Here is a 24,464-nt window from a genome sequence, read left to right as displayed (position 1 = left end):
CTTGGCATCGTCAGGCTCCGCCACAGGCGCAGGCTTCGCCGCCCGGGACTTCGCCCCAGGCGACCCGGCCGGGTTCGCACCCTCGGCCTTCGCACCGTCAGGCTTCGCCGCAGGCGACCCGGCAGGCGCGCGCTCGGCCTCCGTCTGGTCACTGTTCGGCTTCGGCGTCTCGGCAGGTGCGTCGGAAGGCTCGGCCTTCGCAACGGCCCGCTCCTCACGGCCGGGCTTCGCCGCAGGCGACCCGCCCGGCTTCGCCCCCTCAGGCTTCGCACTGTCAGGCTTCGCCGCAGGCGACCCGGCAGGCGACCCGGCCTTCTCGCTGCCAGGCTTCGCCACAGGCGCCCCGGAAGGCACGCGGCCAGCCGAAGACTTCGCACTGTCAGGCGCCGCCGCAGGCGTCCCCGCAGGTGACTCGGTGTGCTCCGGCTTCGACATGCGTCCCCTCTGCGATCCTGCCGCTGCTCCGCCTGCCCCGGCGGCCGAGCGACCCGGCGGCCGGGGCCCGCGGTAACCCGCCCCGGCAGAACCCTCATTGTTCCTCACTCCGCAACGGACGGGCCCCCCGGGTCCGCGGTTCCCCTTCCCGCATTCCGGAGTTACAACGGAACGATGTCGGGCGCCCCCAGCCGCGCCGCGTCCGCCGTCTGGTCGTCCGGCTGGCGCTGCGACTCCCGCTCCGCCTGGACCCGCTTCTCGTAGTGCTCCACTTCCTTCTCGATCTGCTGCTTGTCCCACCCCAGAACCGGAGCCATCAACTCCGCACATTCCCGAGCCGACCGCGTCCCCCGGTCGAAGGTCTCGATCGAGATCCGGGTCCGCCGCGTCAGCACGTCGTCCAGGTGCCGCGCCCCCTCGTGCGAGGCCGCGTACACGATTTCCGCCCGCAGGTAGTCGTCCGCCCCGGTCACCGGCTCGCGCAGTCCCGGATCGGCGGCGATCAGGTCCAGCAGTTCCTCCGTCAGGGACCCGAACCGGTTCAACAGGTGTTCCACCCGCACCACATGAAGGCCCGTCCGGGCCGCCATCCTCGCCCGCCCGTTCCACAGCGCCCGGTACCCCTCCGCCCCCACCAGCGGCACGTCCTCCGTCACGCACTCCGCCACGCGCTGGTCCAGCCCGTGCACGGCCTCGTCGACGGCGTCCTTCGCCATGACCCGGTACGTCGTGTACTTGCCGCCCGCCACCACCACCAGCCCGGGCACCGGGTGCGCCACCGTGTGCTCGCGCGAGAGCTTGCTCGTCGCGTCCGACTCGCCGGCCAGCAGCGGCCGCAGGCCCGCGTACACGCCCTGGACGTCATCGCGCGTCAGCGGCACCGCCAGCACCGAGTTCACGTGCTCCAGCAGGTAGTCGATGTCCGCGCTCGACGCCGCCGGGTGCGCCTTGTCCAGGTCCCAGTCGGTGTCCGTGGTCCCCACGATCCAGTGCCGCCCCCACGGGATGACGAACAGCACCGACTTCTCGGTCCGCAGGATCAGCCCGGTGCTCGAATGGATCCGGTCCTTCGGCACGACCAGGTGGATGCCCTTCGAGGCCCGCACGTGGAACTGCCCGCGCTCCCCGATCAGCGCCTGGGTATCGTCCGTCCACACCCCGGTCGCGTTGACGACCTGCTTCGCCCGGATGGCGTACTCACGGCCGCCCTCCACGTCCTGCACCCGCGCGCCGACCACCCGCTCGCCCTCGCGCAGGAAGCCGATCACCCTCGCCCGGTTGGCGCAGTGCGCCCCGTACGCCGCGGCCGTGCGCACCAGCGTGGTGACGTACCGCGCGTCGTCCATCTGGGCGTCGTAGTACTGCAGGGCCCCCACCAGCGCGTCCTTGCGCAGCGCCGGAGCCACCCGCAGCGCGCGCTTGCGCGACAGGTGCCGGTGCACCGGCAGCCCCCGCCCGTGCCCGCTGGAGACCGACATCGCGTCGTACAGCGCGACGCCGGAGCCCGCGTACAGCCGCTCCCAGCCCTTGTGCTGCAAGGGGTACAGGAAGGGCACCGGCTTCACCAGGTGCGGGGCGAGCCGCTCCAGCAGCAGGCCGCGCTCCTTCAGCGCCTCCCGTACGAGGGCGAAGTCGAGCATCTCCAGGTACCGCAGGCCTCCGTGGATCAGCTTGCTGGACCGGCTGGAGGTGCCCGAGGCCCAGTCCCGCGCCTCCACCAGGCCGGTCGACAGGCCGCGGGTGGCGGCGTCGAGCGCGGTGCCCGCGCCCACCACGCCCGCGCCCACCACCAGCACGTCCAGTTCGCGTTCGGCCATCCGGGTGAGGGCCTCGGCCCGCTGCGCCGGCCCCAGTGTCGCTGTCCTCACGGCTGCCTCCCGTTGGTGCGGGTGAGATCCCGCTCACATGCCCCCGTTCCACGATTCTGACCGCCCGCCCCGACATCAGCCACCGGCTGTGGACAACACAACGATGACCTTCACCCCGGAATGCGACATATCTTTCATATATACGCCTAGTCTGACATTGCGCCAGCTCCCCTGTCCCCCCGGAGGACTTGCGCGGCAGCCCCCTCATTCAGGGAAGGGACGGCACCCCCATGCCCGCAGATCTCGCCGTCATCGGACTCGGCCATCTCGGCCTCCCACTCGCCCAGGCGGCCGTCGCCGCCGGGATCGAGACGGTCGGCTACGACAGCGGTCCGGTCACGGACTCCACCCTCACCGCCGCCGAGATCCGCCGCATGTCGGCGGCCGGCTTCCGGGTGACCACCAACCCCGCCGAGCTCGGCCGGGTCCGCACGGCCGTCATCTGCGCCCCCACCCAGCTCGGCGCCGATCGCGCACTGGACCTCTCCGCCGTCGGCGAGGCCGGCCACGCGCTCGCCGCGCGGCTGCGCCCGCACACCACCGTGATCCTCGAATCCGCCGTCCACCCGGGCGTCACCGAGGACTACCTGCGCCCGATCCTCGAAGCGGGCTCGGGGCTCCGGGCCGGCCGGGACTTCCACCTGGCCTACTCCCCCAGCCGCCACGACCCGGGCAACCGCACCCACGGCATCGCCAACACCCCCAAGGTGATCGGCGGCCTCACCCCCGCCTGCACCGAGTCCGCGCACGCCTTCTACGCCCGCCTCACCGAGAAGGTGGTCCGCGCCCGCGGGCTGCGCGAGGCCGAGACCGTCCAGCTCCTCGAAACGAACTACCGGCACGTCAACATCGCCCTCATGAACGAGATGGCGGTGCTCTGCCACGACCTCGGTGTCGACCTGTGGGACGTCATCCGCTGCGCCGAGACCAAGCCGTACGGGTTCCAGGCCTTCCGCCCCGGCCCCGGGGTCGGCGGCCACGGCGTCCCCCTGGACCCGAACTACCTCCCCCACACCACCCGCACCCCCGGCCACCCCCTGCGCATGGTCGGCCTGGCGCAGGAGATCAACAACCGGATGCCGCAGTACGTCATCCAGCGTTCCGCCACCCTGCTGAACGAGCACGGCAAGTCGGCCCGCGGCGCCCGCGTCCTCCTGCTGGGCGTCACCTACAAGCCCGACCTCGCCGACCAGGAGGGCTCCCCGGCACGCGAGATCGCCAGCCGCCTGCTCGACCTGGGGGCGCTGATCAGCTACCACGACCCGTACATCACGGGCTGGCGGGTCAGGGACCAGCCGGTCCCCCGCGCCGAATCGTTGTACGAGGCCGCGGCCAACGCCGACCTGACCATCCTGCTCCAGCACCACCGCACCTACGACCTGCAAGGTCTTGCCGTGAAGGCCCAGTTGCTGCTGGACACCCGCGGCGCCAGCCCGGCGGGCGCGGCCCACCGCCTGTGACAACAGGGAAATCCTCCCCGTGAATGTCCGTCGCGGCTGCTAGCCTGCGGCGTCACTTATCTCGCACATACGTCCCCCTGGACACGTGTGCCACGCATCCCTGGGGGGGATTTCCCAATGAGCCAGAACTTCACGCCGCCCGCGCCCGACTCCTTCACCCCGGCGCCCGCCCCGGCCCCGGCCCGCACCGGCAACATCGCTCTGGGCATCGTCGCGGCCGTCGTCGCGGCCCTCGTCGCTGCGGGCGCGTACGGCGGCATCATGAACGCCATCGACCGCGAGATCGGCTACGCCGCCATCGGCGTCGGCCTCCTCGTCGGCCTCGCCGCCGGCAAGGTCGGCGGCCGCAACCCGATCCTGCCCGTGATCGCCGCCGCGCTCTCCCTCGGCGCCGTCTACCTCGGCCAGCTCTTCTTCATCGCGCTGGCGATCGCCGACTACGGCAAGGTCGGCGTGGGCGAGGTGCTCAGCGAGGTCGGCATCGGCGGCCTGAACGACCTCTGGAAGGAGAGCGCGGACTTCATGTCCTACGTCTTCCTCGGCATCGGCGGCTTCGCCGCCTTCGGCTCGGCCAAGAAGATGGGCGACTGACCCGGGCGCACCGCACCACGCCGGAGGGCCGGCACCCCCCACGGGGTGCCGGCCCTCCGGCGTACGGGCGCAGCGGTCAGCGGCTGTGCTGCGAGTCCGCGATCGTGACCTCGACCCGCTGGAACTCCTTGAGCTCGCTGTAGCCGGTGGTGGCCATCGAGCGGCGCAGGGCGCCGAAGATGTTCATCGAGCCGTCCGGGGTGTGCGAGGGACCGGTGAGGATCTCCTCGGTGGTGCCGACGGTGCCCAGGTCGACCTTCTTGCCGCGCGGCACGTCCTCGTGGACGGCCTCCATGCCCCAGTGGTTGCCCTTGCCGGGCGCGTCGGTGGCACGGGCCAGCGGGGAGCCCATCATCACGGCGTCCGCGCCGCAGGCGACGGCCTTCGGGATGTCGCCGGACCAGCCCACGCCGCCGTCGGCGATGACGTGCACGTAGCGGCCGCCGGACTCGTCCATGTAGTCGCGGCGGGCCGCGGCCACGTCCGCGACGGCGGTCGCCATCGGGACCTGGATGCCGAGCACGTTGCGCGTGGTGTGCGCGGCGCCGCCGCCGAAGCCGACGAGGACACCGGCCGCGCCGGTGCGCATCAGGTGCAGGGCCGCGGTGTAGGTGGCGCAGCCGCCCACGATGACCGGGACGTCGAGCTCGTAGATGAACTGCTTGAGGTTCAGCGGTTCGGCGGCGCCCGAGACGTGCTCGGCCGACACGGTGGTGCCGCGGATCACGAAGATGTCCACGCCCGCGTCGACGACGGCCTTGGAGAACTCGGCGGTGCGCTGCGGGGAGAGCGCGGCGGCGGTCACGACACCGGAGTCGCGGACCTCCTTGATGCGCTGCCGGATCAGGTCCGCCTGGATCGGCGCGGAGTAGATCTCCTGGAGGCGGCGCGTGGCGGCCTCCTCGTCCAGCTCGGTGATCTCGTCGAGCAGCGGCTGCGGGTCCTCGTACCGGGTCCACAGGCCTTCGAGGTTCAGCACGCCGAGGCCGCCGAGCTCGCCGATGCGGATCGCGGTCTGCGGGGAGACGACCGAGTCCATGGGGGCGGCCAGGAAGGGCAGCTCGAAGCGGTAGGCGTCGATCTGCCAGGCGATCGAGACCTCCTTCGGGTCCCGGGTACGGCGGCTGGGGACGATGGCGATGTCATCGAACGCGTACGCCCGGCGGCCGCGCTTGCCGCGCCCGATCTCGATCTCAGTCACGTGTGGTGGCCTTTCCTCTGGGTCTGCCCGTCCAGTATCCCCGAACCCCGGGGGCCCGCGTTCCGGTGACCGCTGTACGGACGACCGGCCCCCACGCCGAAGGGGCGGGCCCCGGTCGTCCGGGCCCGCCCCTCCGCGTCGGCTGCTACCCCTTGCGGGAGTAGTTCGGTGCTTCCACCGTCATCTGGATGTCGTGCGGGTGGCTCTCCTTGAGGCCCGCCGAGGTGATCCGGACGAAGCGGCCCCGGTCCTGCAGCTCGGGGACCGTGCGGCCGCCGACGTAGAACATCGACTGGCGCAGGCCTCCGACGAGCTGGTGCACGACCGCGGAGAGCGGGCCGCGGTACGGGACCTGGCCCTCGATGCCCTCGGGGATGAGCTTGTCGTCGCCGCCCACGCCCTCCTGGAAGTAGCGGTCCTTGGAGAAGGAGCGCTGGTCGCCGCGGGACTGCATCGCGCCGAGCGAGCCCATGCCGCGGTAGGACTTGAACTGCTTGCCGTTGATGAAGAGCAGCTCGCCCGGGGACTCCTCGCAGCCCGCGAGCAGCGAACCGAGCATCACCGTGTCGGCGCCCGCGACCAGGGCCTTGGCGATGTCGCCGGAGTACTGCAGGCCGCCGTCGCCGATGACCGGGACGCCGGCCGCCTTGGCGGCGAGCGAGGCCTCGTAGATCGCGGTGACCTGCGGGACGCCGATGCCGGCGACGACGCGGGTGGTGCAGATCGAGCCGGGGCCGACACCGACCTTGATGCCGTCGCAGCCGGCGTCGATCAGCGCCTGGGCGCCGTCGCGGGTGGCGACGTTGCCGCCGATGACGTCGACGCCGGAGTTCGACTTGATCTTGGCGACCATGTCGCCGACCAGGCGGGAGTGGCCGTGGGCGGTGTCGACGACGATGAAGTCGGCGCCCGCCTCGATCAGGGCCTGGGCGCGCTCGTACGCGTCGCCGGCGACACCGACGGCCGCGCCGACGAGCAGCCGGCCGTCCTTGTCCTTGGCGGCGTTCGGGTACTTCTCGGCCTTGACGAAGTCCTTGACCGTGATGAGGCCCTTGAGGATGCCCGCGTCGTCGACCAGCGGAAGCTTCTCGATCTTGTGGCGGCGCAGCAGCTCCATGGCGTCCACGCCGGAGATGCCGACCTTGCCCGTGACCAGCGGCATCGGGGTCATGACCTCGCGCACCTGGCGGCTGCGGTCCGACTCGAAGGCCATGTCGCGGTTGGTGACGATGCCGAGGAGCTTGCCCGCGGCGTCGGTGACCGGGACGCCGGAGATGCGGAACTTCGCGCAGAGCTCGTCGGCCTCGCGCAGGGTCGCGTCCGGGTGGACCGTGATCGGGTCGGTGACCATGCCGGACTCGGAGCGCTTGACCAGGTCGACCTGGTTGGCCTGGTCGGCGATGGAGAGGTTGCGGTGCAGCACGCCGACGCCGCCCTGGCGGGCCATCGCGATGGCCATGCGGGCCTCGGTGACCTTGTCCATGGCCGCGGACAGCAGGGGAACGTTCACTCGGACGTTCCGCGAGATCAGGGAAGAGGTATCGATCGCATCAGGCGACATGTCCGACGCGCCCGGCAGCAGCAGCACGTCGTCGTAGGTCAGTCCGAGCGTGGCGAATTTGTCGGGCACTCCGTCGGCGGTCATGACACCTTCCCAAATGGTCTTGCTCAGCGCGGATGTCCATGCTAACGGGATCCCGACGCGTCTCATTCCACGACCAAGGTCAAGCAGAAGTTTCGTCGCTTCCTACGACTGCTCCTACTGTTCGGCGAGCGCCCGCAGCCGACTGAGCGCCCGATGCTGTGCCACGCGCACGGCTCCGGGGGACATCCCGAGCATCTGCCCGGTCTCCTCCGCGGTCAGCCCGACGGCCACCCGCAGGACGAGGAGCTCGCGCTGGTTCTCCGGAAGGTTGGCCAGCAGTTTCTTGGCCCAGGCGGCGTCGCTGCTGAGCAGCGCCCGCTCCTCCGGACCCAGCGAGTCGTCGGGCCGTTCCGGCATCTCGTCGGAGGGCACGGCCGTGCTGCCCGGGTGCCGCATGGCGGCCCGCTGCAGGTCGGCGACCTTGTGCGCGGCGATGGCGAAGACGAAGGCCTCGAAGGGCCGGCCGGTGTCCCGGTAGCGCGGCAGCGCCATCAGGACGGCGACGCAGACCTCCTGCGCCAGGTCCTCCACGAAGTGACGAGCGTCACCCGGGAGCCGCGACAGTCGCGTGCGGCAGTAGCGGATCGCGAGGGGGTGCACGAAGGCCAGCAGGTCGTGCGTGGCCTGCTCGTCACCCTCGACCGCCCTGCGTACGAGCGCGCTGACACCCCCGGCACTGCCGCCTTTGGCGGCGCCGGTGGGGCCTGTGGCCGCGGGGGACCCCAGGGCCTCGTCGTCGCGCATCAATCCATGGTGCCTTGGCGCCGGAGCATCCGCGGCACCGTGGCCCTTGTTGTGCATCGAAGCGTTATGAGCGGGTGCGCCTGAGCTCGTCATCTGCGCCCTCCCCTCCCGCTCGGCCGAATAGTCTCCGAGAGACTCCACACCCTCAAGGATGCGGCATCGCGCACGAAGCGAGACGTCCCCCGGATTGTGCCCCGCCAACCCCCGGGTGCGCACCGGGTACGGCGGGACAGGGCTACACCGAAAACGAGGGCGGCGCGCCGCCCCGTCCGCCCGTGGCGGACGGGACCGCTCTCGACGATCCGCGGTCCGCGGCGGACCGGGCCGGGCCCGGCCACGACCCGCGGGTCAGCGGACCAGACCCCAGCGGAATCCGAGTGCCACGGCGTGCGCCCGGTCCGAGGCGCCGAGCTTCTTGAACAGCCTGCGGGCGTGCGTCTTGACCGTGTCCTCGGAGAGGAAGAGCTCGCGCCCGATCTCCGCGTTGGACCGGCCGTGGCTCATGCCCTCCAGCACCTGGATCTCGCGCGCGGTGAGCGTGGGCGCGGCGCCCATCTCGGCCGAGCGGAGCCGGCGCGGGGCCAGTCGCCAGGTCGGGTCGGCGAGGGCCTGGGTGACCGTGGCCCGCAGTTCGGCGCGCGAGGCGTCCTTGTGCAGGTACCCGCGGGCGCCGGCGGCGACCGCGAGGGCCACGCCGTCCAGGTCCTCGGCGACCGTCAGCATGATGATGCGGGCACCGGGGTCGGCCGAGAGCAGTCGGCGGACCGTCTCCACGCCGCCGAGCCCCGGCATCCGTACATCCATCAGAATCAGGTCGGAGCGGTCGGCACCCCAGCGGCGGAGGACTTCCTCGCCGTTGGCAGCCGTCGTCACACGCTCGACGCCGGGCACGGTGGCAACCGCGCGACGGAGCGCCTCTCGGGCAAGCGGGGAGTCGTCGCAGACGAGGACGGATGTCATGACCGCCCTCCGCAGCTGCTGATGCGCGTCACCTTGAGCCTCCAGGCTGGTACGTATCGTCACCTGTGCGGTCGATGCCCCCGGACACCTGTCCGAGAACTTATTGGTTCAACCGCCTTCGCACTCTCAACGATGGTCACTCGAAAGAGTTACGGGTCGGACGGACACCTTCGGCACTCTACGTGAGGAAGCGATCACGGCGTCGACGCCACAAGCCACCTGTCCTCCATCTGGAGCTATGCCCTATTTGGCGGCTTTCCTTCCGTTTGGCACGTGTCTGAGGCTAGATTCCCAATGAGTCATATTTACATCTACTCCGACAGTAGGTGTGGAGACCCTTGGAGACATCGACCGTATCCGCCTCAGTACCGGCACCAACGAGGACTACCAATGGCAGATTTCTCCCGCCTCCCCGGCCCGAACGCCGACCTCTGGGACTGGCAGCTGCTGGCTGCCTGCCGCGGGGTCGACAGCTCCCTCTTCTTCCACCCGGAAGGCGAGCGGGGCGCGGCCAGGAGCGCGCGCGAGGCCTCGGCTAAAGAGGTCTGCATGCGATGCCCGGTCCGCGCGGAATGTGCCGCGCACGCACTCGCCGTCCGCGAGCCCTACGGAGTGTGGGGAGGTCTGACCGAGGACGAACGTGAGGAACTGATGGGCCGCGCCCGGCACCGCCTGATCCCCGCGTCGAGTGCGATCGGTCCGATCGCTCCGGACTGAGCGTCCGCCGAAACGTCCGCAGGAACGTTTCTTCGATTCACCTGCACACCCGGGCGTGTCGCCGCCGGGCCCGGAATTCACGCGTTCGGCCGTACGCACCCGGTGGAGTGTGTGCGTACGGCCGGTTGCGCGACCCGCCGACGGGTGCATGCGTTCCGCCGACGGGTGCGTACGGCCCGTCGGCGCGGGCCGTCAGCGCGTGGCGGCCCGCTCCAGCTCGGCCAGGGTCGCGGCCACCGCCGGCACCCGGGCCAGGTCGGGCAGGGTCAGGGCCACGACCTCCCGCTCGACGGCCGGCTCCACGACGACCGTGCTCACGCCCTTGGCCCGTACGGACTCCACCGCGAGCTCCGGCAGCACCGCCACGCCCAGCCCCGCACCGACCAGGCCGACCACCGCCGGGTAGTCGTCGGTGGCGAAGTCGATGCGCGGGGTGAAGCCCACGCCCTCGCACACCTCCACCAGGTGGCGGCGGCAGCGCGGACAGCCCGCGATCCAGGGCTCGTCGGCCAGCTCCGCCATGCCCACGCGCTCCGCCCCGGCCAGCCGGTGCCCCTCCGGGACCAGCCCGACGAGCCGGTCCGTCAGCAGCGGCCGCACCACGAGGTCCTCCCACTCCCCGGCGGAGCCGGCGGCCCCGCCGTAGCGGAAGGCCAGCGCCAGGTCGCAGTCGCCCTCGCGCAGCATCTCCACCGAGCGCGGCGGCTCCGCCTCGACCAGCGAGATCCGGGTGCCCGGGTGCTCGGCGCGCATCGCCGCGAGCGCGGTCGGCACCAGCGTGGAGCTGCCGCTGGGGAAGGACACGAGCCGGACCCGGCCGGCGCGCAGCCCGGCGATGGCCGCGACCTCCTCCTCGGCGGCGGTCAGCCCGGCCAGGATTCCGGCGGCGTGCCGCACCAGGGCCTCACCGGCCTGGGTCAGCCGCATCTCGCGCCCGGTGCGGATGAGCAGCGGCGTGCCGGCCGACTGCTCCAGCGCCTTCATCTGCTGGGAGACGGCGGGCTGGGTGCAGCCGAGTTCGCGGGCGGCGGCGGAGAAGGAACCGGTCCCGGCGACGGCGCGCAGAACGCGGAGATGACGTGCCTCGATCACCCTTCGAGCATAAGGCCTGCTTTGACTGCTGCGCGAATGTCTCCGGGACGCTTTGGGGTCCGCTCGCGGCTAGCGTGTTCCCCATGGGCACCATGCGACTGATCTCCGTGAACCTCGGCCGCGCCACGGCCGCCGACTACACCGACGCCGAGGGCGGGGTGACGGGCATCGGCAAGCGCCCCGCCCCCGGGCCGGTCCGCGTCCGCACCCCCGGCCCGAAGGCGACCGGCCTCGGCAGCGGCCTGGAGGGGGACGCCGTCTGCGACCGGCGCCACCACGGCGGCGACCACCAGGCCGTCTACGCGTACGCGCGCGAGGACCTGGACTGGTGGGAGGGCGAGCTGGGCCGCGAGCTGCCCGGCGGGATCTTCGGGGAGAACTTCACCACCTCCGGCATCGACCTGAACACCGCGCGGCTGGGCGACCGCTGGCGGGTCGGCGCGGAGCTCGAACTCGAAGTGGCCTCGGCCCGCATCCCCTGCCGGACCTTCCAGGGGGTCATGGGCGAGACCGGCTGGGTCAAGCGGTTCACCCAGGTGGTCCGGCCGGGCGCGTACCTGCGGGTGATCCGGGAGGGCTCGGTCTCCCCCGGCGATCCCGTCGAGATCATCCACCGGCCGGACCACGAGGTGACGGTGGAGCTGTGGTTCCGCGCCTTCACCACCGAGCGCGCACTGCTGCCGCGCACCCTGGCGGCGGGTGCGGCGATGGAACCCGAGGCCCACGAGCGGGTGCGCCGGTACCTGGAGAACCACGGGGCCGGCGCCGGGGCGCGGTAGCTCCGTCAGCCGGGGCGGCTAGGTTGCGCCTATGACGACTGCGTTGATTACGGGATCCACTGCGGGCATCGGCGCCGCATTCGCCCGGCGGCTCGCCGCCCAGGGGCACAACCTGGTGCTGGTGGCGCGCGACACCAAGCGGCTGGGCGAGCAGGCCACCGAGCTGCACGACCGGCACGGGATCGAGGCCGAGGTGCTGGCCGCCGACCTCTCCACCGAGGCGGGGATCGCGGCGGTGGAGCAGCGCCTCGACGACCGTACGCACCCGGTGGACCTGCTGGTCAACAACGCCGGCTTCGGCAACAAGGGCCGCTACCTCGAGGTCTCCATGGCCGACGAGCTGACCATGCTGAAGGTGCACATCGAGGCGGTCCTGCGGCTGACCTCGGCGGCCACGGAGTCGATGCGCTCGCGCGGCCGCGGCGGCGTGATCAACGTGGCCTCGGTGGCCGCCTTCGTGCCGCGCGGCACGTACGGGGCGAGCAAGGCCTGGGTCGTGCAGTTCACCCAGGGCGCGGCGCGGGACCTGGCGGGGTCCGGGGTGCGGCTGATGGCGCTGTGCCCCGGCTTCGTCCGTACGGAGTTCCACCAGCGGGCCGGCATGGGCACGGACAACATCCCCGGCTGGATGTGGCTGGACGCCGACAAGCTGGTGGCGGCGGCCCTGGCCGACCTGGCGCGGGGGAAGACGGTGTCGATCCCGGACCCGCGGTACAAGGCGCTGATGGGCGTGGTGAAGCTGACGCCGCGCGGGCTGCTGGGCGGGGTGTCCTCGCGTACGGGCCGCAAGTACGGGCCGCAGTAGCGCTCGTGACCCGCCGGTAAGCCCGCCACCGAGCCGCCAAACGGGTGAACCCTCCCTAAACTGGACATGTCCCATCTCCAGCGGGAGGCGACGCGATGACATTCGTACAAGTGATCGATTATGAGACCAGGCGGTTCGATGAGATGAACGCGCTCATCGACCGCTGGGCGGAGCAGAGCAGCGGCAGGCGCACCGCCACGCACACGATGATCGGCCAGGACCGCGAGGCCCGGAACCACTACGTGGACATGGTGGAATTCGCCTCGTACGAGGAGGCCATGAAGAACTCTCAGCTCCCGGAGACGGACCGGATGTTCCAGGAGATGGTGGCCCTCTGCGAAGGCATGCCGAAGTTCATGAACCTCGATGTGGTCCGCGACGAGCACCTCAACAAGCAGCTCGTCGACCGGGTGTTCCAGGAAGCCGCCATGAAGGGCGACATGAGCGTCCTGGACGAGTGCTTCGCGGTGAACTACATCGACCACGACGTCAGCAAGGAGGAACCCACCGTCATCGGACGCGACGCCATGCGGTCGGACATGGAGACCTGGCGCGCCGGCTTCGACATGACCTTCGAGCCGACGGCCCAGCTGGCCGAGGGAGACATGGTCACGACGGTGTGGAACTGGCGCGGCACCCACAAGGGGACGTTCATGGGAGTCGCACCGACCGGGAAGACGTACGAGATGTCCGGGAGCACCACCTTCCGGTGCCTGGACGGAGAGATCGTCGAGGGCTGGTGGCACTACAACCCCGGAGCGCTGCAGCGCCAGATGGGCGGCTCCGGATTGCCCTACGGATCCTGAGGCCCGGGTCCGAACCACGGGGAAGGCCCCGTTCCGCGGCTGCGGAACGGGGCCTTCTCTGCGTGGTGCGCGATCAGTGGCTGTGGCCGTGACCGTGGCCGTGACCGGCGTCGCCCTCGTCCTCCGCCGGCTTCTCGACGACCAGGGTCTCGGTCGTGAGCAGCAGGGAGGCGATGGAGGCGGCGTTCTCCAGCGCGGAACGGGTGACCTTCACCGGGTCGATGACGCCGGCCTTGACCAGGTCGCCGTACTCGCCGGTGGCGGCGTTGAAGCCCTGGCCCTTGTCGAGCTCGGCGACCTTCGAGGTGATGACGTAACCCTCGAGACCGGCGTTCTCGGCGATCCAGCGCAGCGGCTCGACGGCGGCGCGGCGCACGACCGCGACACCGGTGGCCTCGTCGCCCGACAGGCCGAGGTTGCCCTCGAGGACCTTGACGGCGTGGACGAGCGCGGAGCCACCGCCGGAGACGATGCCCTCCTCGACCGCGGCGCGGGTCGCCGAGATGGCGTCCTCGAGACGGTGCTTCTTCTCCTTGAGCTCCACCTCGGTGGCGGCGCCGACCTTGATGACGCAGACGCCGCCGGCGAGCTTCGCCAGGCGCTCCTGCAGCTTCTCGCGGTCCCAGTCCGAGTCGGTGGACTCGATCTCGGCCTTGATCTGGTTGACGCGGCCGAGGACCTCTTCGTGGCTGCCGCCACCGTCGACGATGGTGGTGTCGTCCTTGGAGATGGTCACGCGGCGGGCGGAGCCCAGTACGTCCAGACCGGCCTGGTCGAGCTTGAGGCCGACCTCCTCGGCGATGACGGTGGCACCGGTGAGGGTGGCCATGTCCTGCAGCATCGCCTTGCGGCGGTCACCGAAGCCGGGGGCCTTGACGGCGACCGCGTTGAAGGTGCCGCGGATCTTGTTGACGACGAGGGTGGAGAGGGCCTCGCCCTCGACGTCCTCGGCGATGATCAGCAGCGGGCGGGAGCCGCCGGCCTGGATGACCTTCTCCAGCAGCGGCAGGAGGTCCTGGATCGAGGAGATCTTGCCCTGGTTGATCAGGATGTACGGGTCGTCGAGGACGGCCTCCATACGCTCCTGGTCGGAGACCATGTACGGCGAGAGGTAGCCCTTGTCGAAGGCCATGCCCTCGGTGAACTCCAGCTCCAGGCCGAAGGTGTTGGACTCCTCGACGGTGATGACACCGTCCTTGCCGACCTTGTCCATCGCCTCGGCGATGAGCTCGCCGACCTGCTGGTCCTGCGCGGAGAGCGCGGCCACGGCGGCGATGTCGGACTTGTCCTCGATCGGGCGGGCGGTCGCGAGGAGCTCCTCGGACACGGCCTTGACCGCGGCGTCGATGCCCTTCTTCAGGGCGGCCGGGGACGCACCCGCGGCGACGTTGCGCAGCCCCTCGCGGACCAGCGCCTGGGCCAGCACGGTGGCGGTGGTGGTGCCGTCACCCGCGATGTCGTTGGTCTTGGTCGCCACCTCCTTCACGAGCTGCGCGCCCAGGTTCTCGTACGGGTCGTCCAGCTCGACCTCGCGGGCGATGGTGACACCGTCGTTGGTGATGGTGGGGGCGCCGAACTTCTTGTCGATGACGACGTTGCGGCCCTTGGGGCCGATCGTCACCTTGACCGTGTCGGCAAGCTTGTTGACGCCGCGCTCGAGGGCGCGACGGGCGTCCTCGTCGAACTTCAGGATCTTCGCCATGGGAGCGGTTCAGCCCTCTCGAAAACTCGGGTTTAACGAGCTGCGCCCCTCGCCGCCCGGCAATCAGCGGGGTGACCAGGGGCGCAACTCAAAGCAGTACTGATGAAGAGAATTACTTCTCGACGATCGCGAGCACGTCGCGAGCCGAGAGGACGAGGTACTCCTCGCCGCTGTACTTCACTTCGGTGCCGCCGTACTTGCTGTAGAGCACGATGTCGCCGACGGTGACGTCCAGCGGGAGACGCTGGCCGTCCTCGAAGCGACCCGGGCCCACCGCGAGGACGACGCCCTCCTGGGGCTTCTCCTTCGCGGTGTCCGGGATGACCAGGCCGGAGGCCGTGGTCTGCTCGGCGTCGAGCGGCTGGACCACAATGCGGTCCTCAAGCGGCTTGATGGCAACCTTGGAGCTGGCGGTCGTCACGATCCGACCTCCCCCTTCGGAGATCCGGGGTTAACTGTCTGAGGTGGCGACCAGGTCGATCCGTCGTCGCGGGTGCCGGATCTGCCTGTCGCTGTGTTGGCACTCACCAGGGGCGAGTGCCAGGTGCGAGACTATTCCGGCGATTAGCACTCGGTCAAGCGGAGTGCCAATTCCCGACGGCCGGGCGTTGCGCGGACGGGGCCCGGAACCGCGAAAACCAGGGCGCACGAACGTTCGGAATCACTACTCTCCACCGCATGACCAGGACAAACTCAGGGGTGCGGTGGGTGCACGCCGTGCCGATCGCCGTCGGGCTCGCCGTCGGGATCTGGATGTTCCACGCAGCCCTGCCACGGCTCATCACCCAGCTGACGGGGGTGGACGGCAGGTTCGGCGCGGAACGGTGCGTGTGGGGTGAGCCGGATTCCGACGGAGACCGCACGATGACGTGCCGGGGGTCGTTCACCGCCGCCGACGGATCGTTCACCCTGACGGGGATCCGGATCGACGGCGTCTTCGACGAGCGGCCGCAGGCGCCGGTGGCCGCCCGCGTCAGCGGGCCCGATGCCGACCGGGCCGTACAGATGAGCATCCTGACCTCCCTGGCACCCATGGGCCTGGGCCTGACCGCCTTCGCCTTCCCGGCCTGGGCCCTGACGGCAGCCACCCGCGACACCCTGACCCGGCGCCGGTCCCCTGCGGGGCGCTCGGCGGTCTGACGCCTCTCCCCTGCGGGGGCTCGGCGGTGTTCGGTCGGACCGTGGAGCGGGGACACCCGGAGGGTCCCCGCAGGACGAGCGCGCAACCCGGGCCACACAGCCGGACCGCGCCCGCAGGGACACGGCACCCCCACCCGGGAGGGAAAGGGCGATATGTGACGCTTGCTCCGTGCGCATCCTCGTGGTCGAAGACGAAGAGGGCCTCGCCGAGTCCCTGCGGCGCGGCCTGTCCGCCGACGGACACCTGGTCGAGGTCGCGCACGACGGCCACCGCGGCCTTGACCTCGCCCTCGCGGGCGGCCCGTACGACGTCGTCCTGCTCGACCTGATGCTCCCCGGCCTGAGCGGCTACGAGATCTGCGCCCGCCTGCGCGCCCACGGCGACACCACCCCGGTCCTGATGCTCACCGCCCGGGACGGCGAGTACGACGAGGCCGAGGGGCTGGACTGCGGCGCCGACGACTACCTCACCAAGCCGTTCTCCTTCGTGGTGCTTGCCGCCAGGATCCGGGCGCTGGCCCGCCGCGCCGGCGCCCCCGACCGCAGCTGCCTCCTCCAGGCCGGCGACCTCGTCCTGGACCCGCAGGGCCGCCGCTGCCGCCGCGGCGGCCGGGACATCGAGCTCACCGCCCGCGAACTCGGCGTGCTCGCCTGCCTGATGGAGCAGCCCGGCCGGGCCGTCGCCAAGCAGGACATCCTCGACGAGGTCTGGGACACCCCGCACGGCATCGACCCGAACATCGTCGAGGTGTACGTCTCCTCGCTGCGCAAGAAGATCGACGCGCCCTTCGGCCGCCGCTCGATCCGCACCGTCCACGGCACCGGCTACCGGATGGCCCCCGACGGTGGCTAGAACCACCGTCCGCGCCCGCACCGCCGCGGCCGCCGCCCTCGCGATGACCGCCGTCCTCGCCGCCGGCGGGCTGTGGCTGCACGCCCTGCTGCGCGCCAACCTCCTCGACAACACCACCGGCCGCACCGAGCTCGCCGCCCGCAAGGTCGCCGCCCAGCTCGACGGCCGGACCCTGCCGCCCGGCGGACGGCTGCCCGCGCCCGAGAGCGGGGTGGACCTGGTCCTCGTACGGGACGCGGCCGGCCGGACCGTCGCCACCAGCGGCGACCCGAGGCACGGCCCGGACCTCCACGAGCTCGACGGCGCGCCGCGCCCCGGGCCCGGGGAGGACTCCCGGTCGGCGGTCCTGCCGCCCGCGCACCCCGGCGCGGAACGGCGCGCGGTCGTCGTGGTCGAGGCGCCGGGGGCGCACACCGTGTACGCGATGACCGTGCTCGGCGACGTCGACGACGCGACCCGGGCCGTCGAGATCGGGCTGCTCGCGGGCGCGCCCCCGCTGATCGGCTTCGCGGCGGCCCTGGCCTGGTGGGTGACCGGCCACGCGCTGCGCCCGGTGAGCGCGATCCGGACCGAGCTGGCGGCGGTCTCCGGGAGCGAGCTGGACCGGCGGGTTCCGGACCCGGGCGGGGCCGACGAGATCGCGCAGCTGGCCCGGACCGTGAACGACACCCTCGACCGGCTGGAGCGCTCCGACGCCCGGCAGCGGCAGTTCACCGCGGACGCCTCCCACGAGCTGCGCAACCCGCTGGCCGCCGTACGGTCCCGGCTGGAGGTGGCGCTGGCCATGGACCGCCCCGACCGGGAGTCGGTCGCGGCCGCGCTGGCCGACACCGAGCGGCTCCAGCGGATCGCGGCGGACCTGCTGCTGCTGGCCCGCCTCGACGGCGGGCCGGCGCCCCGGCCCGAGCCGGTGGACCTGGCACTGCTGGCCGCGGAGGACGTGGCGCGCCGGGGCGGCTCCCGGGTCGCGGTACGGGTGGACGCGCGGGCGCCCGTACCGGCGTCCGGGGATCCGACGCGGCTGGAGCGGGCGCTGGCCAACCTGGTGGACAACGCCCTGCGGTACGCCCGCGCGGAGGTCGTCGTACGGGCGGGTGCGCAGGACGGCTGGGCGGTGCTGGAGGTCACGGACGACGGGCCGGGCATACCGGAGGCGGACCGGGACCGGGTGTTCGAGCGGTTCTCCCCCAGCTACCGCTGGGAGGGGCCCCCAGGGCTGGCCGCGGACCGGGGCCGGGCCAGCGGCGGCACCGGGCTGGGCCTGGCCATCGCCCGGGAGATCGCGCGGGCGCACGGGGGCGACGTACGCGCGCTGCCGGCGCCCGCCGGGGGCGCGCGGCTGGTGCTGCGGATCCGGTAGCGCTCCGCGGGCGCCCTCAGGATTCCTTCAGCGGACCTCCGTCAGCATCGACAGGCATGAGCGCGCACCGGAGGAAGCCGACGACCCGATCCCGCCACCGCCCGTCCCGCCGTCGGCGGATCGGGCGCACCCTGCTCCTCACCGGCTGTGCGCTGGCCGTCATGGCGGGCGGCGGCGCCTGGTACGCGTACCGGGACCTCGCCGCCGGCATCGGCAGCTCCAAGGCCCTCGAAGGCGCCGGGAAGTCGGCGTTCGGCGACACCAACATCCTGCTCATGGGGCTGGACAGCCGCCGGGACCAGAACGGCGACAAGCTGCCGGAGGAGGTCCTCGACGCACTGCACGCCGGCAGCTCGGACATCGGCGGCTACAACGCGAACACCCTGATCCTGCTGCACGTGCCCGGGGACGGCAGCCGGGCGAAGGCCTTCTCCGTGCCCCGCGACGACTTCGTCGCCATACTCCCCCAGCTACCGCCGGGGGGACCCCCAGCCCACGGCAAGGACAAGATCAAGAAGGCGTACGGGCTGGCGAAGGAGAAGCGGCAGGAGCAGCTCGCCGCGCAGGGGGTCAAGGACGGCCGGCGGCTGGAGCGGGAGGGCCGGGAGGCGGGGCGCAGGGCGCAGATCGAGACGGTGCGGAACTTCCTGGGCGTCCCGATCGATCACTTCGCCGAGCTGAACCTGGCCGGTTTCTACCACCTCGCCGACGCGGGCGGCGTACCGGTGTGCCTGAACAAGGCGGTGAAGGACAAGTACTCCGGCGCCGATTTCCCGGCGGGTCCGCAGACGCTCGACGGCCGGCAGTCCCTGGCCTTCGTGCGCCAGCGGCACGGCCTCGACGGGGGCGACCTGGACCGGACGAAGCGGCAGCAGGCCTTCCTCGCGGGCGCGACGAAGAAGCTCAACTCGGCCGGGACCTTCACCGACCCGATGAAGCTGATCAAGCTGATCGACGCCGCGAAGAAGGACGTGGTGACGGACGAGGGCTGGGACCTGCTGTCGTTCGTGAAGCAGGCCAAGAACCTGTCCGGGGGGAAGGTGCAGTTCACGACGCTCCCCATCGAAGGCTTCGGAAGGAACCATGGGGAGGACATCAACGTCGTAGATGATATGAAGATAAAGCGCCTCATTGCAGAGCAGATCGGACCCAAGGCTTCCGTAAGCCCCGGCGCACCGTCTTCACCTCCGTCTTCACCTCCGTCTTCACCTCCGTCTTCACCTCCGTCCTCGCCGGAGGCGGTACCCCCGTCGCCCTCCCCGTCCACCCCCAAGGACGGTGGCGGCATCCCGTGCGTGGACTGAAGCCCCTGACCTCGGCGGGCGCCCGCCGCCGCACCGAGGCGCTGCTCCTGGCCTTCGTCGTCGCCATCGCGGTCTTCGGCCACACCGCCGCGGGCCTCGCCATGAACGACGAGCTGCCGCCCAACCTCGCCGGCTTCACCATCAGCATGACCCTGCTGTCACTGGTCGGGCACCTGGGCGTGCGCCGTTTCGCGGCCTACGCGGATCCGTTGGTCTTCCCGCTCGCCATGCTGCTGACCGGCCTGGGGCTCGTACTGATCCACCGGCTCGACCAGGGCTACATCGAGCGGTGGAACTCGGATGCCAACGCCCCGGGCCAGCTCCTGTGGACGGTGGTCGGTGTCGCCGCCTGCATCGCGGTGCTGGCGCTGCTGCGCGACCACCGGCTGCTCCAGCGGTTCATCTACATCACGATGGCGGTCGCGCTGGTGCTGCTGATCGCGCCGGCGTTCTTCGGCGCGGACACGTACGGCGCCAAGCGGTGGATCATCCTCTTCGGCTTCTCGCTCCAGCCCGGCGAGTTCGTGAAGATCATGATCTCGATCTTCTTCGCCGGTTACCTGGTCATCCACCGCGACTCGCTGGCCCTGACGGGCCGCAAGTTCCTCGGCATGCGGCTGCCCCCGATGCGCCAGCTCGGACCCATCATCACGGTGTGGATCCTCTCGATGCTGGTGCTGGTCTTCGAGCGGGACCTGGGCACCTCGCTGATCTTCTTCGGCGTGTTCGTGGTGATGCTGTACGTCGCCACCGAGCGCACCAGCTGGATCGTCTGCGGCCTGGTCATGGCCTCGGCCGGCGCCTTCGTCGTCGGCTCTACGGAGCCGCACGTCAAGGCGCGCGTGGCGGCGTGGCTCAACCCGCTGTCGTACTACTGGGAGAACCGGCCGCCGGGGGTCACCTCGGACCAGTCGGCGCAGGCGCTGTTCAGCTTCGGCACGGGCGGCGTCTCCGGCACGGGCCTGGGCATGGGCCACCCCGAGCTGATCAAGTTCGCCGGCCGAAGCGACTTCATCCTCACGACGGTGGGCGAGGAGCTCGGCCTGGCCGGGGTCATGGCCGTGCTGATCCTCTACGCACTCCTCGTGCAGCGGGGGCTGCGGATGGCGCTCGGCGCCCGCGACCCCTTCGGCAAGCTGCTGGCGGTCGGCCTGGCCGCGGCGCTGGCCCTGCAGGTCTTCGTGGTCGCGGGCGGCGTGACGGGCCTGATCCCCCTGACCGGAAAGGCGCTGCCCTTCCTGGCCAAGGGCGGCTCGTCCCTCCTGGCCAACTGGATCATGATCGCCCTGCTCCTGCGCATCAGCGACAGCGCGGAACGCCAGCGCGAGGCCGACACCCGCGGTCCGGTGGAGACCACGATCACCCCGGTGGTGCGGGTGGAGAGCGGGGCCCCCGGCTACAGGTAGTCCTCCAGGCGGCCTATGCGGAAGCCCTGTTCCTGGATCCGCTGGAGCATCCGCGTCGTCATCTGGGTCTCGCTCGCGCCCTTGAGCTCTGCCGGGCCGCGGAAGTGGGCCAGGATGATGTCGCCCGGGCGGAGGGCGGAGCCCTCGGCGTACTGGAAGTTGTTGATCTGCATCGACACCCGCCACAGGACCAGGGACGAGACACCGCACTCCGAGGCGGCCCGGAGGGTGTCGTCGTTGTAGTTGCCGAAGGGCGGGCGGAAGAGCGGCGGGCGGGTGCCGAAGCGCTTCTCCAGGCGCTCCTGCTGGCCGCATATCTCCTTCTTCTGCCCCTCGAAGGGCAGGGTCCGGAGGTTCGGGTGCGAGAGCGTGTGGTTGTTGATCGTGCTCGCCGAGCCGTTGTCGCGGAGCTTCTCGAAGTGCCCGTAGTCCGAGGCGGCCACGCTGTCCGTGAGGAACATGCTGATCGGCAGCTTGAGGTCGGCCGCCATCTTCAGGAACTCGGGGTCCTTCTCCGCGCCGTCGTCGAAGGTCAGGAAGACCGTCTTCTCCCCGGCCGGGACGGGTATTCGGTCGACCACCGGGACCTTGCCCGGGGCCGCCTTGGGTATCTGCGGCTTCTGGGCGGGCTTCGGCGCGAAGGAGAGGGGGGCGGTCAGGCCCCACTTCTTGTACGCCTCGTCAGAGGCGCTGCCCGACGCACTCCCCGAGGGCGAGGGCGCGGCGGGCGAGGACGCCGCGTCCGAGGTCCGGGTCTTCTGGCCCAGCCGTCCGGTGGAGTCGGCGCTGTCCCCGCACCCCGTCAGGGACAGCGCGAGCGCGCCGGCCGCCAGCGTTCCGGCTACCAACCGGCGCGCGTGCTTCACAGATAGTCCTCCAGGCGAGCCACGGCGTAACCCTTGTCCGTGACGGTCTTCATGACATGACGGATCATGTCAGGCATCGTGCCCTTCCAGTCCTCCTTGCCGCGGAAGTGCGTGAGGATGATGTCACCGGGGTGCAGGTCCCGGTCCCACTCGCGGTAGTCCATGCGGTTCGTGAACGCCTCGGCGTTCCACAGCGGGACGGCCTTGATGCCGCAGGACTTCGCCGCGCGCAGCGTGTCCTGGTTGTAGTTGCCGTACGGCGGCCGGAAGAGGGTCGGCCGCTTGCCGAACTGCTTCTGGATGGTGTCCTGCTGACCGCAGATCTCCTCGCGCTGCTGCTCGTACGACAGGCCCGGCATGTAGCGGTGGTTGAGCGTGTGGTTGTTGAGCGTGACGCCCGCGGCCTGCATCTGCTTGAAGTACGGGTAGTTGTCCCGCACGACGTAGTCGCTGAGGAAGGCCGTGTACGGGATCTTCAGCTCCTGCATCATCTTCAGGAACTCGGGGTCCTTCTCCGAGCCGTCGTCGATCGTCAGGAAGACGACCTTGTCCTCGGTCGGGACGGTGGTGAAGACATGGGGGTACTCCTCCTGGTCCTCCACCTCGAAGCCGTCCCGCGTGGTGATCTCGGGCTTCTCCTTCGGCGCGGGCGGGGCGGTGAGCGGGGTCTTGCGCAGGCCCCACTTCTTCGCCGCGACGACGCGCGCCTGCTGGGCCGCCTTGGCCTTCTCGGCGGCGCTGAGCGCGCCCGCGGCGCCCGCCTCGGCGGCCTTGGCGGCCTTCTCCTTCGCGGCCTTGTCCGGCCCGGAGTCCCCGGATCCGCAGGCCGTTCCGAGGGCGGCGACGAGCAGGGCTGCGACGGCCACCCCGAACCGGCCGCGCGGACCTGCCGCGTACCGGTGACCCTGTTGCGACTTATTTCCCTTTTGTCGTACTAGCTGCATAGCAGCGCATCCTGGCACCCGACACACGGGCTCCCCGGAAGACACCGCGAACGCGGTCCCACCTTCCTTCGACTGGCCCACACCTCCCGGGTCCGGCCCGTCGCCGACAATGGACCCGTGACCCCCGAAGACTTCGCCGCCCTCCTCACCCCCGAGGGCCGCGCCCTCCTCGACTCGCTCCGCGACTACGACCCCGCCCAGGAGCTGGCCGTGGCCACCCGGCTGCGCCGCGAGCACCCCGCGGGGCTGGTGTCCGCCGCGCTCGGGCAGGCCCGGCTGCGGCAGCGCGCGGTGGCGAAGTTCGGCGCCGAGGACGCCTTCCGGATGTACTTCACGCCCGGCGGCGGCGAGATGGCCACCCGAGCGTCCGTGGCCGCGTACCGGGCGGAGCGGCTCGCGGCCCTCGGCGTACGCAGCCTCGCGGATCTGTGCTGCGGCATCGGCGGCGACGCCCTCGCCCTGGCCCGGCTCGGCATCCGGGTGCTCGCGGTGGACCGCGACCCGCTGACCGTCGCCGTCGCGCGGGCCAACGCCGGGGCGCTGGGGCTGGCGGACCTCATCGAGGTCCGGGAGGCGGACGTGACCGAGGTGGACACCTCCGGCTACGACGCCGTCTTCATCGACCCGGCCCGGCGCGGGGGGCGCGGCCGGGTCTTCGACCCGGAGTCGTACTCGCCGCCGCTGTCGTGGGCGGTCGGGACGGCCCGTGCGGCGAAGTACGCCGCCATCAAGATCGCCCCCGGGATCCCGCACGAGGCCGTGCCCGAAGAGGCCGAGGCCGAGTGGATCTCCGACCAGGGTGACGTCAAGGAGGCGGTGCTCTGGTTCGGGACCGCCCCCGGGACCGTGCGCGCCACCCTGCTGCCCGGGCCGCGCGAGCTGCGGACCGCCGATCCGCTGCCCGATCCGCCGGCCGGCCCCGTCGGTCGCTGGCTCTACGAGCCCGACGGCGCCGTCATCCGCGCCCACCTGGTCGCCGAGGTCGCCGAGCAGCTGGACGGTCGGCTCATCGACCCGACCATCGCCTACATCACCGCCGACGAGCTGCGCGCGACCCCGTACGCGACGGCGTACGAGATCACCGACGTGCTGCCCTTCGGCCTGAAGAAGCTGAAGGCCCTGCTGCGCGAGCGCGGGGTCGGCGTCCTGACCGTGAAGAAGCGCGGCTCGGCGATCGAACCGGAGGAGCTGCGCAGGAAGGTCAAACCACAGGGCGCGAACGCGGCGACGGTCTTCCTGACCCGCGTGGCGGGCGCCCCGTCCATGCTGATCGGCCGCCCGGCCGCGCCACCTGCCGTACCGCCTGCGGCGACGCCCGGGCAGTGACGTCCCGCCGCGCCGCCTGCGGCGACGCCCGGGCAGTGACGTCCCGCCGCGCCGCCTGCAGCGATGCCTGAGCAGGGACGTCCCGCCGCGCCGCCTGCCGTACCGCCTGCGGCGACGCCCGGGCAGTGACATCCCGCCGCGCCGCCTGCAGCGATGCCTGAGCAGGGACGTCCCGCCGCGCCGCCTGCCGTACCGCCTGCGGCGATGCCCGGGCAGTGACGTCCCGCCGTGCCGCCTGCGGCGATGCCCGGGCAGTGGCCTTCCCGCGCGGCCGCCGCCCGTCGACGACCGGGCTGACGCGGTGCAACACGCGCCGGCCCGGCACCCGGCGCAGCGCATGCGACGCGCCCGGCTGGCGGAGCCGGCGGGGACGGCTGGCGGAGCCGGCGGGGACGCAGCCGAGCGGCAACCGGCCGAGCCGGAGCCGGCGCGGGTCGGCGCCCGAGCGCGGGCCGCAGAC

At 71.6% G+C, this 24,464-nt stretch carries 22 protein-coding genes; 12 read left to right on the top strand and 10 right to left on the bottom strand.

What is annotated here, in order from left to right; translation table 11 throughout:
• Positions 1-596: 596 nt before the first annotated feature.
• The gene (locus tag ACIPYQ_RS06675; RefSeq protein ID WP_401246801.1) at positions 597-2,303 is read right to left on the bottom strand and encodes a glycerol-3-phosphate dehydrogenase/oxidase; all 1,707 of its coding nucleotides are present in this window, start codon (positions 2,301-2,303) and stop codon (positions 597-599) included.
• Positions 2,304-2,533: 230 nt separating this feature from the next.
• On the opposite strand from ACIPYQ_RS06675, the gene ACIPYQ_RS06670 reads away from it, so the two are divergent.
• Together ACIPYQ_RS06670 and ACIPYQ_RS06665 are read left to right on the top strand one after the other, a co-directional pair.
• Positions 2,534-3,763, top strand: coding sequence for a nucleotide sugar dehydrogenase (locus ACIPYQ_RS06670; RefSeq protein WP_401246798.1), 1,230 nt, complete (start codon positions 2,534-2,536; stop codon positions 3,761-3,763).
• Positions 3,764-3,880: 117 nt separating this feature from the next.
• Positions 3,881-4,354 carry a hypothetical protein gene (locus ACIPYQ_RS06665; RefSeq protein WP_401246795.1) on the top strand — a complete coding sequence of 158 codons (474 nt, stop codon included), beginning with the start codon at positions 3,881-3,883 and terminating at the stop codon, positions 4,352-4,354.
• A 76-nt stretch (positions 4,355-4,430) separates the two neighbouring features.
• On the opposite strand, the gene ACIPYQ_RS06660 is transcribed toward ACIPYQ_RS06665, so the two are convergent.
• The 4 genes from ACIPYQ_RS06660 to ACIPYQ_RS06645 all read right to left on the bottom strand — a co-directional run bounded on the left by ACIPYQ_RS06660 (position 4,431) and on the right by ACIPYQ_RS06645 (position 8,904).
• Complete coding sequence (locus ACIPYQ_RS06660) at positions 4,431-5,555, bottom strand: GuaB3 family IMP dehydrogenase-related protein (RefSeq protein ID WP_030767410.1); 1,125 nt, start codon at positions 5,553-5,555, stop codon at positions 4,431-4,433.
• Positions 5,556-5,700: 145 nt separating this feature from the next.
• Entirely contained in the window at positions 5,701-7,200 is a 1,500-nt protein-coding gene (gene guaB, locus ACIPYQ_RS06655; protein ID WP_361760580.1) for an IMP dehydrogenase, read from the bottom strand.
• A gap of 114 nt (positions 7,201-7,314) precedes the next feature.
• Positions 7,315-7,944, bottom strand: a complete 630-nt coding sequence (locus tag ACIPYQ_RS06650; protein WP_030389108.1) for a sigma-70 family RNA polymerase sigma factor — start codon at positions 7,942-7,944, stop codon at positions 7,315-7,317.
• Positions 7,945-8,292: 348 nt separating this feature from the next.
• Entirely contained in the window at positions 8,293-8,904 is a 612-nt protein-coding gene (locus ACIPYQ_RS06645) for a response regulator transcription factor (RefSeq protein WP_003948568.1), read from the bottom strand.
• Between the two features lie 390 nt (positions 8,905-9,294).
• On the opposite strand from ACIPYQ_RS06645, the gene ACIPYQ_RS06640 reads away from it, so the two are divergent.
• Positions 9,295-9,621, top strand: coding sequence for a WhiB family transcriptional regulator (locus tag ACIPYQ_RS06640; RefSeq protein WP_030710411.1), 327 nt, complete (start codon positions 9,295-9,297; stop codon positions 9,619-9,621).
• A gap of 192 nt (positions 9,622-9,813) precedes the next feature.
• Here ACIPYQ_RS06640 and ACIPYQ_RS06635 read toward each other — a convergent pair whose 3' ends face one another.
• Positions 9,814-10,713, bottom strand: a complete 900-nt coding sequence (locus ACIPYQ_RS06635; protein WP_361760584.1) for a LysR family transcriptional regulator — start codon at positions 10,711-10,713, stop codon at positions 9,814-9,816.
• 92 nt (positions 10,714-10,805) lie between these two features.
• Between ACIPYQ_RS06635 and ACIPYQ_RS06630 the strand changes: the two genes are divergently transcribed.
• The 3 genes from ACIPYQ_RS06630 (at position 10,806) to ACIPYQ_RS06620 (ending at position 13,103) form a co-directional block, all read left to right on the top strand.
• Positions 10,806-11,492, top strand: coding sequence for an MOSC domain-containing protein (locus ACIPYQ_RS06630; protein WP_401247677.1), 687 nt, complete (start codon positions 10,806-10,808; stop codon positions 11,490-11,492).
• A gap of 31 nt (positions 11,493-11,523) precedes the next feature.
• Positions 11,524-12,297: an SDR family oxidoreductase gene (locus ACIPYQ_RS06625; protein WP_361760587.1), complete on the top strand. Its 774-nt coding sequence runs from the start codon at positions 11,524-11,526 to the stop codon at positions 12,295-12,297.
• Between the two features lie 110 nt (positions 12,298-12,407).
• Entirely contained in the window at positions 12,408-13,103 is a 696-nt protein-coding gene (locus ACIPYQ_RS06620; RefSeq protein ID WP_401246788.1) for an ester cyclase, read from the top strand.
• A gap of 73 nt (positions 13,104-13,176) precedes the next feature.
• On the opposite strand, the gene groL is transcribed toward ACIPYQ_RS06620, so the two are convergent.
• Together groL and groES are read right to left on the bottom strand one after the other, a co-directional pair.
• The gene (gene groL / locus ACIPYQ_RS06615) at positions 13,177-14,805 is read right to left on the bottom strand and encodes a chaperonin GroEL (RefSeq protein WP_361760593.1); all 1,629 of its coding nucleotides are present in this window, start codon (positions 14,803-14,805) and stop codon (positions 13,177-13,179) included.
• Between the two features lie 112 nt (positions 14,806-14,917).
• Positions 14,918-15,226 (bottom strand): co-chaperone GroES, encoded by a 309-nt coding sequence (groES, locus tag ACIPYQ_RS06610; RefSeq protein ID WP_030011064.1) that lies wholly within the window; start codon positions 15,224-15,226, stop codon positions 14,918-14,920.
• A 257-nt stretch (positions 15,227-15,483) separates the two neighbouring features.
• On the opposite strand from groES, the gene ACIPYQ_RS06605 reads away from it, so the two are divergent.
• The 5 genes from ACIPYQ_RS06605 to ACIPYQ_RS06585 all read left to right on the top strand — a co-directional run bounded on the left by ACIPYQ_RS06605 (position 15,484) and on the right by ACIPYQ_RS06585 (position 20,868).
• Positions 15,484-15,945 carry a hypothetical protein gene (locus ACIPYQ_RS06605; RefSeq protein ID WP_361760596.1) on the top strand — a complete coding sequence of 154 codons (462 nt, stop codon included), beginning with the start codon at positions 15,484-15,486 and terminating at the stop codon, positions 15,943-15,945.
• Between the two features lie 169 nt (positions 15,946-16,114).
• Positions 16,115-16,798 carry a response regulator transcription factor gene (locus ACIPYQ_RS06600; RefSeq protein WP_401246783.1) on the top strand — a complete coding sequence of 228 codons (684 nt, stop codon included), beginning with the start codon at positions 16,115-16,117 and terminating at the stop codon, positions 16,796-16,798.
• A complete protein-coding gene (locus tag ACIPYQ_RS06595; RefSeq protein WP_401246780.1) occupies positions 16,791-18,158 on the top strand; it encodes a sensor histidine kinase in 1,368 nt (455 codons plus the stop codon). Before ACIPYQ_RS06600 ends, ACIPYQ_RS06595 begins: the two co-directional genes overlap by 8 nt.
• Positions 18,159-18,214: 56 nt before the next feature.
• The gene (locus ACIPYQ_RS06590; RefSeq protein WP_401246777.1) at positions 18,215-19,462 is read left to right on the top strand and encodes an LCP family protein; all 1,248 of its coding nucleotides are present in this window, start codon (positions 18,215-18,217) and stop codon (positions 19,460-19,462) included.
• Positions 19,450-20,868: an FtsW/RodA/SpoVE family cell cycle protein gene (locus ACIPYQ_RS06585; protein ID WP_401246774.1), complete on the top strand. Its 1,419-nt coding sequence runs from the start codon at positions 19,450-19,452 to the stop codon at positions 20,866-20,868. Before ACIPYQ_RS06590 ends, ACIPYQ_RS06585 begins: the two co-directional genes overlap by 13 nt.
• On the opposite strand, the gene ACIPYQ_RS06580 is transcribed toward ACIPYQ_RS06585, so the two are convergent.
• Together ACIPYQ_RS06580 and ACIPYQ_RS06575 are read right to left on the bottom strand one after the other, a co-directional pair.
• Positions 20,859-21,734, bottom strand: coding sequence for a polysaccharide deacetylase family protein (locus tag ACIPYQ_RS06580; RefSeq protein ID WP_401246771.1), 876 nt, complete (start codon positions 21,732-21,734; stop codon positions 20,859-20,861). The genes ACIPYQ_RS06585 and ACIPYQ_RS06580 overlap by 10 nt on opposite strands.
• Positions 21,731-22,600, bottom strand: a complete 870-nt coding sequence (locus ACIPYQ_RS06575) for a polysaccharide deacetylase family protein (protein WP_361760623.1) — start codon at positions 22,598-22,600, stop codon at positions 21,731-21,733. The genes ACIPYQ_RS06580 and ACIPYQ_RS06575 overlap by 4 nt, the downstream gene beginning before the upstream one ends.
• Positions 22,601-22,795: 195 nt before the next feature.
• On the opposite strand from ACIPYQ_RS06575, the gene ACIPYQ_RS06570 reads away from it, so the two are divergent.
• Entirely contained in the window at positions 22,796-24,004 is a 1,209-nt protein-coding gene (locus ACIPYQ_RS06570) for a methyltransferase domain-containing protein (RefSeq protein WP_401246768.1), read from the top strand.
• Positions 24,005-24,464: the final 460 nt, after the last annotated feature.

The organism is Streptomyces sp. NPDC090045 (assembly GCF_044747975.1).
Classification (GTDB): Bacteria; Actinomycetota; Actinomycetes; order Streptomycetales; family Streptomycetaceae; genus Streptomyces.
Note: the sequence above shows the minus strand (reverse complement) of the source record. Positions and strands in the feature narration are given on the sequence as shown.